Origin of the sequence: Sphingomonas albertensis (assembly GCF_014358075.1) — a bacterium.
Classification (GTDB): domain Bacteria; phylum Pseudomonadota; class Alphaproteobacteria; order Sphingomonadales; family Sphingomonadaceae; genus Sphingomonas; species Sphingomonas albertensis.
This window is the reverse complement of sequence record NZ_JACONT010000016.1, coordinates 73891-86121: the sequence shown is the minus strand read 5'-3', so window position 1 is coordinate 86121 and position 12231 is coordinate 73891. Positions and strand designations below refer to the sequence as shown.

The 12231-nt window shown below is 65.9% G+C and carries 8 protein-coding genes and 1 pseudogene; 1 reads left to right on the top strand and 8 read right to left on the bottom strand.

Annotated elements, in window-relative coordinates:
- A partial coding sequence (locus tag H8S47_RS09215) for a dihydrolipoamide acetyltransferase family protein (protein ID WP_214655014.1) occupies positions 1 to 969 on the top strand: 969 nt, incomplete at its 5' end.
- 136 nt (positions 970 to 1105) lie between these two features.
- Here the strand turns inward: H8S47_RS09215 and H8S47_RS09210 are convergent.
- The 8 genes and pseudogenes from H8S47_RS09210 to H8S47_RS09175 all read right to left on the bottom strand — a co-directional run bounded on the left by H8S47_RS09210 (position 1106) and on the right by H8S47_RS09175 (position 12178).
- Positions 1106 to 2302 (bottom strand): thiolase family protein, encoded by a 1197-nt coding sequence (locus H8S47_RS09210; RefSeq protein WP_187503576.1) that lies wholly within the window; start codon positions 2300 to 2302, stop codon positions 1106 to 1108.
- Positions 2303 to 2367: 65 nt separating this feature from the next.
- Positions 2368 to 3828 carry a glucoamylase family protein gene (locus tag H8S47_RS09205; RefSeq protein WP_187503575.1) on the bottom strand — a complete coding sequence of 487 codons (1461 nt, stop codon included), beginning with the start codon at positions 3826 to 3828 and terminating at the stop codon, positions 2368 to 2370.
- Between the two features lie 67 nt (positions 3829 to 3895).
- Entirely contained in the window at positions 3896 to 6853 is a 2958-nt protein-coding gene (locus tag H8S47_RS09200) for a TonB-dependent receptor (protein WP_187503574.1), read from the bottom strand.
- Between the two features lie 466 nt (positions 6854 to 7319).
- Positions 7320 to 8675 carry a glutathione-disulfide reductase gene (gorA, locus tag H8S47_RS09195; protein WP_398456294.1) on the bottom strand — a complete coding sequence of 452 codons (1356 nt, stop codon included), beginning with the start codon at positions 8673 to 8675 and terminating at the stop codon, positions 7320 to 7322.
- 106 nt (positions 8676 to 8781) lie between these two features.
- On the bottom strand, positions 8782 to 9159 hold the full coding sequence (locus H8S47_RS09190) for a DUF4174 domain-containing protein (protein ID WP_187503572.1): 378 nt from the start codon (positions 9157 to 9159) through the stop codon (positions 8782 to 8784).
- Between the two features lie 426 nt (positions 9160 to 9585).
- A pseudogene (locus tag H8S47_RS09185) lies at positions 9586 to 9825 on the bottom strand (biotin/lipoyl-containing protein); the annotation flags it as partial.
- The gene (locus tag H8S47_RS09180) at positions 9825 to 10832 is read right to left on the bottom strand and encodes an alpha-ketoacid dehydrogenase subunit beta (protein WP_056053047.1); all 1008 of its coding nucleotides are present in this window, start codon (positions 10830 to 10832) and stop codon (positions 9825 to 9827) included. The gene H8S47_RS09180 and the pseudogene H8S47_RS09185, both read right to left, overlap by 1 nt.
- Positions 10833 to 10888: 56 nt before the next feature.
- Entirely contained in the window at positions 10889 to 12178 is a 1290-nt protein-coding gene (locus tag H8S47_RS09175) for a thiamine pyrophosphate-dependent enzyme (RefSeq protein ID WP_187503571.1), read from the bottom strand.
- Positions 12179 to 12231 lie beyond the last annotated feature (53 nt).

Sequence of the window (12231 nt, the reverse complement as noted above, 5' to 3'; positions counted from 1 at the left end):
CACGCGGAAACGCCGGCAACTGCCCCAGCCCCTCACCCCAGCCCTCTCCCCGCAGGGGAGAGGGAGCAGAAGGCGCAACCCGTTCCTGCGGCTGATGCGGAGCAAAAGGCCCAAGCTCTCGCGTCCCCCGCAGTCCGCGCCCGCGCCCGCGATCTCGGCATCGACCTGGCCTCCGTCAAAACCGACTCCGACCGAGTCCGCCACGCCGACCTGGACGCCTATCTCCGCTACGGCTCGGGCGAAGGCTACCACCCCCCGTACGCGTCGCGCGCCCGCGAAGACCAGCCCATCAAGGTCATCGGCATGCGCCGCCGCATCGCCGAGAACATGGCCGCCTCGAAGCGCGCGATCCCGCACTTCACCTATGTCGACGAGATCGACGTCACCGCGCTGGAGGCGATGCGCGCCGACCTCAATGCCAACCGCGGCGGCCGCCCCAAGCTGACGATGCTGCCGCTGATGATCGTCGCGATCTGCAAGGCGATCCCCGACTTCCCGATGCTCAACGCGCGCTACGACGACGAGGCGGGCGTGGTCACGCGCCACGGCGCCATCCACCTCGGCATGGCCGCGCAGACCGACGCCGGGCTCACCGTCCCCGTGATCCGCGACGCGCAGGACCGCAACGTCTGGCAGCTCGCAACCGAGATCACCCGCCTCGCCGAAGCTGCCCGTGCCGGCAAGCTCGCCCCCAACGAAATGGGCGGCGGCACGATCACCGTAACCTCGCTAGGCCCGCTCGGCGGCATCGCGACCACCCCGGTCATCAACCGCCCCGAAGTCGCGATCATCGGCCCCAACAAGATCGTCGAACGCCCGGTCTTCAAGGGCGACGAAGTCGTCCGCGCCAAGCTCATGAACCTGTCGATCAGCTGCGACCACCGCGTCGTCGACGGCTGGGACGCGGCCAGCTTCGTCCAGGGCCTCAAGAAATATCTCGAAACCCCCGTCCTCTTGTTCGCCGACTAAGCCCGAAAACGCTCCCTTCCCCCCTCCCTGAAAGGGAGGGGCCGGGGGTGGGTAGGTCAGCCTTGGTCGCGACGGTTCGGTGGTACGGAAGCCGACCCACCCCCAAGCCCTCCCTTCCAGGGAGGGGCAAGGAAGATCAAACGATCTCGAACAACCCCGCGGCCCCCATCCCGCCCGCGGTGCACATCGACACCACCACATACCGAACGCCGCGCTTGCGCCCCTCGATCAGCGCATGCCCAACCAGCCGCGACCCCGTCATCCCGAACGGGTGGCCGACCGCGATCGCGCCGCCATTGACGTTATACTTCTCCGGATCGATCCCCAGAAAATCGCGGCAATACAGGCACTGTGACGCGAACGCCTCGTTCAGCTCCCAAAGGCCGATATCGCCCACCGACAACCCAGCGCGCTCAAGTAACCTCGGGATCGCGAACACCGGTCCGATTCCCATCTCCGCCGGGCTGCACCCCGCCGCCTGGAACCCGCGATAGATGCCGAGGATGTCCTTTCCCTCGGCCTCCGCAGTCCTGCGATCCATCAGCAACTGCGCCGAAGCCCCGTCCGACAACTGGCTCGCATTGCCGGCAGTCACGCTCGACCCCGGGCCGGAGAACTCGCCACCCGGCCACACCGTCTTCAGCCCGCGCAACCCCTCCAGCGTCGTACCTGCACGAATGCCCTCGTCCTGCGACAAGGTGACACTCTCGATGCCGGCATGCGCGCCCTGCTTGTCGAACAACGCCTTCTCGACCGTGATCGGCACGATCTCTTCGACAAACGCCCCGCTGGCCAGCCCCGCCGCAGCGCGCTGCTGGCTCATAGCGGCATATTCGTCCTGCGCCTCGCGGCTGATCCCGTATTTCTCCGCGACGATCTCCGCGGTCTCGATCATCGGGATATACGCCGCGGGCTCCTTCGCAACGACGCTGGCATTGACGAACCGCGGCGCGTCCTTGGTCACGGTGTAGCTGATCGACTCCATCCCGCCGGCGAGCGCGACGTCCGCCTCGTCGCAGATGATCGTTCGCGCCGCGAGCGCCACCGCGGTCAGCCCCGATCCGCATTTCCGGTCGAGCGTGAACGCCGGCACCGACTCCGGCAGCCCACCCGCAAAGATCGCCATCCGCCCGGCGTTTCCGCCCTGCGTACCCCATTGATTGCCGACGCCCCAGAACACGTCGTCGATCCGCGCGGGATCGATCCCTGCGCGCTCGACCACCGCGTTCATCACGTGCCCCGCCAGCACCGGCGCCTCGGTCGCGTTGAACGCGCCGCGATACGCTTTGCCGATAGCGGTACGGGCAGTCGAGACGATGGCAGCTTCACGCATGCTGGAACCTTTCGAGGATCGGGTATGTCGTTGCTCTAGGCGTTCCGGCGTTGCGGGGAAAGCCCTCAGGGAACGCGGGCGAGCCAGCCGCCGGTGAATCCGGCACGGTCCAGCCCGCGGCGGATATGCGGGTTACGCCGCATCGTGTTCCACACCATGCCGGTCCGCCAATTCTCGATCATCGCGACGATCGGCCCCTGGTCGATACCGAGATAATCGACGTCGACCCAGCCCACGCCGGGCACGATCCGGCCATGCTTCAGCGGCTCGCCCATCTCGGTCAGCGTCGGGTTGAACGCGTCGAAGAACCCGTATTTGCCGTAAATGCCTTTGCCGTAGCGATCGTGCATCGCGGTGATCGCCGGGATGACGAGATCGGGCGCGAACACGATCGATCCGACTGCGGCGGTCGGCGCCAGCGTCCCGTCGTCGCGCGCGCCGGGGCCGCGTTCGGAGTAACTGAAGAACTCGCGCGGGCGACCGGCGATCGTAGCCTTGAAATCGCCGGGCCCGTCGCACGCGGTCAGTCCCCAGATGTCGGGGCCATAGCCGGCGAACTGGCGGCCATTCGCGCCACCGTTGGCGGTCGCATAGTCGCGTTGTGCGATCGTCGCGCGCCGGCTGTTCTCGAAATAATCGATATCCTTGGTCGCGATGTACGCGTCGCGGATGCCGCGGAAATCGACCCAGACATGGCTGTATTGATGCACGAACATCGGCGGGTAATGGAGATGGTCGCCGCTCCACGACGGCTCGAACTTCGCGGTCAGCGCGCCCCAGGTCGACGGCGGCAGCGGATGCGTCGGCGATCCCAGCGCGAGCAGATACATCAGCATCCCCTCGTTATAGATATTCCAGTCGCTGGCGATGAAACCGCTCTCGGGATGCCAGCCCATCGACAGGAACGGCGCACGCGGCGTGATCCACGTCCAGTCGACCGCGCCATAGATCTGGTCCGCCAGCGCGCGGATCCGCTGTTCTTCGGGATGATCGCCATCGAACCAGCTCTGCGCGAACAACATGCCGCCAAGCAGCAACGCGGTATCGATCGTCGACAGCTCGGCGCGCGCGAACCGCTGGCCCTTGGTAATGCCGAGAAAGTGGTAGAAGAATCCCTTGTAGCCGCTGTTGCCGGTCGGCTCGGGGCCCATCGGTGCGATCGCGAAGAACTCCATCGTCGCCAGCGTCCGCTTGCGCGCCTGCTCGCGGGTGATCCAGCCGTTGACGACGCCGATCGGATAGGCCGTCAACGCGAACCCGACCGCGGCGATCGACGAGAAGGAGGGCGTCGGCCAGCGATCGAGCGCGAGCCCCGTTACCGGATCGGTCGTGTCCCAGAAATACAGGAACGCGCGCTCCTGCAGATTGTCGATCAGCGGGTTCGCGGAGGGCGGCGGTTCGGGCGGCGCGGTCCCCGTGACGTTTTCGATCGCCTTGACCAGCGGCCGTCCGACCGATGTGCATCCTGCGGTCAGTCCGCCAAGTGATAGTGCGCCGGTGCCCAGAAACTGCCGTCTATCGAGCATGGATACTCCTGATCGGGGGCCGCCGATGGCGGCAGGCGACCAACATGGCCGCCCGCCGATTAACGCATCAGAAACGATATCCGACCCTGAACTGGAAGCGGCGGGGCAGGGTGAGCAGCCCGGTCGGCAGGTTCGTCGGCCCGCCGAAGCTATAGGTTTCGCCGACACCGAGATTGCCCGAATAGCCGGTGTAGTTCTTGTTGTTGAAGGCGTTGAGCAGATCGACCGCCACGTTGATGTTGTGCGTGTTGAAGACCTTGATGTTGTTCTGGAGCGTCAGATTGACCTCGCAGAACGCAAATACGCTGCCGAGGCAGTTCTTCGGGCGGTACAGCGATCGGATGGTCTGCTGGTTGACGCTGGTGCCGGCGGACTGGTCCAGCAACTGGAACGCGGTGCCGCTGCCCAGCGTCGTCAGCGTCGAGAACTGGAATCCGACGGGGAGGTCGACGATACCCGACAGGACGATCCGGTGACGCTCGTCTTGGTCGGCGATCGGCCGCCAGCCATATTGATCCGGCGTGACCTTATCGAGGCTGAACAGATCGCCGCCGTCCTGCTCCGCCTTCGACAGCGTGTAGGCGAGGTTGAAGCCCCAGCCCGACGAAACCGTGTAATCCTTGTCGATCGTCACCAGCAGCGCCTTGTAGCGCGTCCGCAGCCCGTCATAGCCGATCAGCACGTTGCTGAAGCCGTTCGCGCGCGGGATCGTCGTATCGCAGCACGATCCGTCCGGATTGCGCGTCGCGAACAGGTGCGTGTAGCCGTTCTGCCCGCGAACATACGACCCGGTCACCGATGCGCGGAAGATCCCGAACTTCTGGCGCAGGCCAAGGCTGAACTGGTCGGTCGATGGCGCTTTGGCATCGTTCTTCACGGCAAAAAGCTGCGGCAGGCCGGTCTGCGCGGTCTGCCGCAGCGCGAGCAGACCGTCACGCGTCAGATAGCTGTCGTTCCAGACCACGGTCGGGTTGCCGTCGCGCGGCTGGCCGTTGCGCGAGAAGTAGAAGACGCCCGTCTGGTATTGCAGGCGGAATTGCTCGTCGAGCGTGTTGTTGAACACGTTGCGGTCGAAATACTTGCCGTAGCCGCCGAACAGGACAGTCCGCTGGTCGTCGTTGAAGTCGTAGCTGAAGCCGATCCGCGGCTGGAACATGTCCTTGCGCGTCGGGCGATCGGTGCCGTCGGTGACGTAGTCCGCGGGGTCGAAATAATCGGTCTTGGGCAGCGCGTTCAACGTCGCGACCGCCGCGGCGGGGGTGCGATATTTGTTGTTGAACAGATTGCTTTCGTAATCCCAGCGCAGGCCGATGTTGAGCTGCAACTTGCTGGTGATGTCCCAGTCGTCCTGCAGGTAGACGCCAAGCTGCGAGTTCGACGCGATGATCCGCGGATTGCCGACGCCGAGCTGCGCCTGTGCCGGGAAGCTGAAATCGAGTCCTCGGGCCGCGTCATTCTGGAAGAAGTAGTTCGGCTGGACGTAGAAGTTCTTGGTGAAGTCGTAATCCTGGAACGCGAAGCGGATACCGCCCTTGATCACGTGGTTGGCAAGGCCGTTATACGTCAGGTCGTCGCGCAGCGTGTAGCTCTGCTGGCTGATCCGCTGCGTCGAATCCTTGCCGCCGAAGGTGATCACGCCCTCATATTGAAAGCTCGGATCGTCGGGGTTGAGCGACGACGGGTTGTAGACCGTGTCGAGATAGGTCGCGTTGAATTCGTTGACGAAGCTGTCGCCGGTATAGGTCCATTTGTACGTGTAGGTGTCGGTCTTGTTGATCTTGTTGACCGCCGCCGAATACGCGATGTTGGCCGATCCGAAATTCGCGCCGAACCCCGACACGTCGGTTTCCTGGCGACGGCTGAACGACAGGTCGAACACCTGGCGCTCGTCGGGCGTGAAGGTCAGCTTGCCGAAATAGAAATCGCCGCGATACGGGCTGACATAGGTGCCTTCATACTGGCCGAAGCGCGCCAGGTTTTCCGGAGTAGGGTTGCCGACCGTGACGCTCGATGCACGATCCTGGTCGTTGCCTTCGTACGCACCGAAGAAGAACAGCTTGTCCTTGATGATCGGGCCGCCGAGCGAGATACCGTATTGCTTGCGCTCGAACTTCGGTTTGCCGCGACCGGCGCGCTCGTCGAGGATGCTGGCGGCGGTCAGGCTGCGATCGGTATATTGACCGAACATCTCGCCGTGGAAATCGTTGGTGCCCGACTTGGTGATCGCGGTGATGATCGCCGACCCGGCCTGCTCGTATTCGGCCTTGTAGTTCTGCGTCAGCACGCGGAATTCCCCGACTGCGAGCTGCCCGAACGGGTTGCCGCGGCTGTCGGTCTGGCCGGCAATGCCACCCAGCGTCTGGCTCTTCAGGCTGGTGCCGTCGATGAAGACGTTGACCTGGCTCGCGGGCGAGGCGCCTGCGGTGATGCCCTTGTTGGTTTCGCTGTCGTTGTAGCGGACGCCCGGTGCGAGCGCGGCGAACGTCAGGAAGTTGCGATCGCCCTGCGGCAGGATGCGGATCTGGGCCTGGCTGACGTTGGTGGCGACTTCGGAGGTCTTGGTCTCGACCAGCTTGCCAGCGGTGACGACGATCTCGCCGCCCTCACCAGCGCCACCGGTGGCCGTGCCGCCCTCAGCAGTCGCGCCGGCAGCAGGGGCTGCCGCGGTCGGTGCCGCGAGCACCGCGTCGAGCGTCGCGGACTGGCCGACGCCGACCGAGATACGCTGCGCCGAAATTTTGCCGTCGGGACCCGTGAACGTGATGGTGTAGGTAGCGGGGCGCAGACCGTTCAGCACATAGCTGCCCGTCGCGCTGGTGGTCGCGCGGAAGGTCTGGTTGGTGCCGTCATTGACCGCCACCACGGTCGCGCCTGCCACTGCCGCGCCTGCCGCATCGCGGACCTGCCCGCGGATCGCGGCGGTCGTCGTCTGGGCGGTCGCGGCTGTCGTGAGGGCAGCAGCCGATCCGAGGATCGTCGTCGTCACCAGCGCAGCGCGCAGCGCCGCGACCATCATGGTCTTCATGTCGAATAGTCCCCTGCGTTGGATCGCGGATCGGCAAATGGCCTGGGCACGATCGTGGCGGTTCTGCCCGAAGCCATGGCAGCGCCCGATCGTGATGCTCGCGACGGTCGCGACCCCATGCCCTGGACCTCTCCGTTAACCGCTCCCGATGGAGTCGGCTGGGCAGCACGCATGTTTGCATGGCCGCCGGAGGGAGCCTCTACGCCCGGTTTCCGATGCCTGCCAATGGCCTGTCCGCGCAAAGGACCGATTCGGCGACAGTCCGTGTCATTATCGCCACAATCCATGTTTGCCGCGTCGCATTCGACAGTAATGGCGTTGTTACGACAGTCGACGCGCTGCGAATTGCGGCTGGAATATTTCGTTGCGGCCGCTGCGAACGTGGCGTGTTCGCAGCGGCGCCAAGCCCCATCTGGGCGATGTTGTGCCCAAGAGTTCGGTGTTTTTTCGGCGCGAAATCGGCGTCTTACTTCATCAGCACCAGTTCTTCGGCCATCGTCGGATGCAGCGCGACGGTCGCGTCGAAGTCCGCCTTGGTCAGCCCGGCCTTCACCGCCACCGCCGCCGATTGCAGGATCTCGGGGCAGTCCGGCCCGATCATGTGGATGCCGACGACCCGGTCGGTCTCGCCGTCGCAGATCATCTTGTACAGCGAGCGTTCGTTGCGCCCCGCCAGCACGTTCTTCATCGGCCGGAAGTCGGACGTGTAGACCTTCACCGATCCCAGCGCCTGCTTGGCCTGCGACTCGGTCATGCCGACGCCGGCCATCGGCGGGTGGCTGAACACCGCGGCGGGCACGTTGGCGTAATCGACCCGCGTCGGCTTCCCGCCGAAGAAGGTGTCGGCGAACGCCTGCCCTTCGCGGATCGCGACCGGGGTCAGCTGGATCCGGTTGGTGACGTCGCCGACCGCGAAGATCGAGTCGCAGCTCGACTTGTTGTCCTCGTCGACGATCACCGCACCCGCCGCGTCCATCTCGACGCCCGCGGTTTCGAGTCCGAGCCCCTTGGTGTTCGGCAGGCGCCCGGTCGCGAACATCACGAGGTCGACGGTGATCGGCTCATGCCCGCTCATGCGGACGGTGAGACACCCGTTCGAATCCTTCTCGATGCTCTCGAACGCGGCATTGAAGCGGAAGTCGATGCCCTTGCTCATCGAGATCTGGAGCAGGCGGTCGCGGATCGATTCGTCATAGCCGCGCAGGATCACGTCGGTGCGGTTGACCAGCGTCACGTGCGACCCGAACTGATGGAAGATCCCGGCGAATTCGTTGGCGATATAGCCAGCACCCGCGATCAGCACGCGCTTCGGCACGTCGTCGAGATGGAAGACCTCGTTCGAGGTGATGCCGTGTTCCGAACCCGGAAACTCGGGGGTCAGCGGATGCGCGCCGACCGCGATCAGGATCTTCGCGGCCGTCTTCACGCTGCCGTCGGCGAGCGTGACTTCGTTGGGACCGGAAACGACCGCGCGCTGGTGGATGATGTCGACGTGATTGTTCTGCAGCGTGGTCGTGTAGGCGCCGTTGATCCGGTCGACCTCCTCCATCACGTTGTCGCGCAACGTCGGCCAGCTGAACGCGCAGTCGTCGGGCACCTGCCAGCCGAACCGCTTCGCGTCCTTCAGATCCTCGGCGAAATGCGCGCCGTAGATCAGCAGCTTCTTCGGCACGCAGCCGCGGATGACGCAAGTCCCGCCGACCCGGTATTCCTCGGCGACCGCGACGCGTGCGCCGTGCGCAGCGGCAACACGTGAGGCGCGCGTACCGCCCGAGCCTGCGCCGATGACGAAGAGGTCATAGTCGAATTGGGTATCGGTCACAGGCAGTCCTTGCAGGTCACGCGCCGCTGAGCAGCTTTGCATGCCATCTGGGGCAGGGCGCGCGACGCCACAACCCCGGCGCGGCGATCACGCTGATCGGTCGGCTCTATCGCTGGCCGGCCCTGCGCATCGGCATCGCATCGATCGTTTGCTCCAGAGCGGCGGCGGGGAAGGGCTTGGCGCTGCGCAGTTTCTCGCCGCCGTCCTTGCCGATGAGGATCGCAGTGAAGGCCCCGGGCAGGCGGTATTTGCGGCGGATCGAAGCCGCCGTGTCGCCCGCGCCGCGGACCCGGTTGCCGATCACTTCAACAACGGTGAGGTCGCGGTCTTCGCTGTTTGCCTTCCAGTTGGCGAGGATGCGGCGCTGCTCAGCGAGCAAAGGGTTTTGCTCGGATGGCGCGGCTACAATCAGCACGCGCCGCTCCCACTTCATCTGCGCGAGGGTAGGGGAAGCGGCGAGCGCTACGGCAAGGAGGATCGACATCCCATGTCAACGCGCGAGTAAAGCGAGCGCTCCTCCCCAATACCACCCCGGCGGGGGGGGGGGGCGGGGGGGGGGGGGGGGGGGGGGGGGGGGGGTGGGGGGGGGGGGGGGGCGGGGGCGGGGGCGCGCGGCGGGGGGGGGGGGGGGGGGCCGGGCGGCGCCCCCCCCCCCCCCCCCCGGGCCCCCCGCCCCCCCCCCCCCCCCCGCCGGGGGGGCGGGGGGGGGGGGGGGCCCCCCCCCCCCCGGGGCAGTTGCCGGCGTTTCCGCGTGGGGCTGCCCCTCACCCCGACCCTCTCCCCGGAGGGGAGAGGGAGTTTCGGTTGCCACCTCTTCGACGCCTGGGTTTTCGGCTTCGTATTGTTCGGCTGTTTCGGCCTGTGCCGAGGTCAGCGGCGCTGCGACCACCTCGTCCGCCACCTCCACCGCATCCGTCTCGATCACCACCAGCGCGGCGCCGATCGACACCTGGTCGCCGACCTCGCCCGCGAGTTCGACGACGACGCCGGTCACCGGCGACTCCATTTCGACGGTGGCCTTGTCGGTCATCATGTCGGCGATCGGCGAGTCCTCTTCGACGCGGTCGCCGATGGCGACGTGCCATGCGACGATCTCGGCTTCGGAGATGCCTTCGCCGATGTCCGGCAGCTTGAAGGTGAAGCGGGCCATTATGCGTCCTTCATGATCTTTTTCAGGGCTTCGCCGATACGGACGGGCCCTGGGAAATACGCCCATTCGAGGCTGTGCGGGTATGGCGTGTCGAACCCGGTCACGCGCTCGATCGGCGCCTCGAGATGGTAGAAACAGCGTTCCTGGACGATCGCCGACAGCTCCGCGCCGAACCCGCTGGTGCGGGTAGCCTCGTGGACGATCATGCAGCGGCCGGTCTTCTTCACCGAAGCCTCGATCGTCTCGATGTCGAGCGGCACGAGCGTGCGCAGATCGACGATCTCGGCGTCGATGCCCGCCTCTGCGACGACCGCGGCGCACACATGCACCATCGTGCCATAGGCGAGGATCGTGAGCGCCTCGCCCGCGCGGACGATCTTCGCCTTGCCGAGCTCGATCTTGTAGTAGCCGGTCGGGACTTCGCCGGCCGGGTGCTTCGACCAGTTCTGCGACGGGCGATCCCAATAGCCATCGAACGGGCCGTTATAGATGCGCTTGGGTTCGAAGAAGAGCGTTGGGTCATTGTCCTCGATCGCGGCGATCAGCAGGCCCTTGGCGTCATAGGGCGTCGACGGGATGACCGTCTTGATGCCGGACATGTGGGTGAAGAGCCCCTCCGGCGACTGGCTGTGCGTCTGGCCGCCGAAGATGCCGCCGCCGAACGGCGAGCGCACCGTGATCGGCGAGGTGAACTCGCCGGCCGAGCGATAGCGCAGGCGTGCGGCTTCGGAGACGAGCTGGTCGAGCGCGGGATAGATGTAGTCCGCGAACTGGATCTCGGGGACGGGACGCAGGCCGTACGCGCCCATCCCGACCGCGACGCCGATGATGCCGCATTCGGTGATGGGGGTGTCGAACACGCGCGTCTTGCCGTGCTTGGCCTGGAGCCCGGCGGTCGCGCGGAAGACGCCACCGAAATAGCCGACGTCCTCGCCCATGACGATCACGTCGGGGTCGCGCTCCATCATGATGTCCATGGCGGAGTTGATCGCCTGAATCATGTTCATGCGGGTGGTGGGTTCGGCGTCCGTCGCCTCGGACTCGGGTGCCTCGATCATGTCGCTCATGCCTTGCGATCCCATGGACGACCACTGGCCGTTTCTTCGTCGAGCATCTGCTGGCGCTGCTCCTTCAGGTGCCAGGGCAGCTCCTCGAACACGCCGTCGAACAGCGACTCGAGCGGCTGGTGGAGGCCGTGGCCGAGGATGCCGTTCTTCTCGGCTTCCTTCTGCGCGGCCTTCACCTGCTCGGCGAGTTCCTTGTCCTGCGCTGCGTGACGCTCGTCGTCCCATTCGCCGATCGCGATCAGGTGATCCTTCAGGCGCTTGATCGGGTCGCCGAGCGGCCAGGCGTTGGGTTCGCCTTCGCTGCGATACTGGCCGGGATCGTCGGAGGTCGAATGGCCTTCCGCGCGGTAGGTGAAGTGCTCGATCAGCGTCGGGCCCTGGTTGGTGCGGGCGCGCTCGGCCGCCCACTCGGTCGCAGCGTACACCGCCAGTGCATCGTTGCCGTCGACCCGGAGGCCGGCGATGCCGTAGCCGACCGCGCGCGCCGCGAACGTCGTCGCCTCCGCGCCGGCGAACCCGGAGAAGCTGGAGATCGCCCACTGGTTGTTGACGATGTTGAAGATCACAGGCGCGCGGTAAACCGTCGCGAATGTCAGCGCCGAGTGGAAGTCGCCCTCCGCGGTCGAGCCTTCGCCGCACCACGTCGCAGCGATCCGCGTGTCTCCCTTGGCGGCGGAGGCCATCGCCCAGCCTACTGCCTGCGGGTATTGCGTGGTGAGGTTGCCGGAGATCGAGAAGAAGCCGGCTTCCTTGACCGAATACATGATCGGCAGCTGCTTGCCGCCGAGCCTATCGGCCGAGTTCGAATAGATCTGGTTCATCATGTCGACGAGGCTCCAGCCCCGTGCGATCAGCAGACCCTGCTGGCGGTACGAGGGGAAGCACATATCCTCATAATCGAGCGCATAGGCCGCCGCGACCGCGACCGCCTCCTCGCCCAGCGCCTTCATGTAGAAGCTGGTCTTGCCCTGCCGCTGCGCGCGGAACATGCGCTCGTCGAACGCGCGGAGCAGCGCCATGCTGCGCAACATGCGGCGCATCACGTCGGGCGAAAGCTTAGGATCCCACGGACCGACCGCGTTGCCGTCGTCGTCGAGCACGCGGACCAAGGTGTAGGCGAGATCGATGAAGTCGGACGCCTTGTCCGCGGTGTCGGGGCGGCGTGCCTCGCCAGCGGGCGGCACGTCGACTTCGGCGAAGTCAACCGCGTCGCCGGGGCGGAACTTCGGCTCGGGGATATGCAACGTAAGCGGCTGCAAATTGGCGCGCGGATGCTCGCTTGCCATCGTGATTCCATCTCCATGAGGCCGCTGTGACCGCGGAACACTCTTACCGAGGC

Bases quoted from the DNA above. Each gene is read 5' to 3' on its own strand.
- H8S47_RS09210 (WP_187503576.1), bottom strand. From the start codon at position 2,302: ATGCGTGAAGCTGCCATCGTCTCGACTGCCCGTACCGCTATCGGCAAA.
- H8S47_RS09205 (WP_187503575.1), bottom strand. From the start codon at position 3,828: ATGCTCGATAGACGGCAGTTTCTGGGCACCGGCGCACTATCACTTGGC.
- H8S47_RS09200 (WP_187503574.1), bottom strand. From the start codon at position 6,853: ATGAAGACCATGATGGTCGCGGCGCTGCGCGCTGCGCTGGTGACGACG.
- H8S47_RS09190 (WP_187503572.1), bottom strand. From the start codon at position 9,159: ATGTCGATCCTCCTTGCCGTAGCGCTCGCCGCTTCCCCTACCCTCGCG.
- H8S47_RS09180 (WP_056053047.1), bottom strand. From the start codon at position 10,832: ATGAACATGATTCAGGCGATCAACTCCGCCATGGACATCATGATGGAG.
- H8S47_RS09175 (WP_187503571.1), bottom strand. From the start codon at position 12,178: ATGGCAAGCGAGCATCCGCGCGCCAATTTGCAGCCGCTTACGTTGCAT.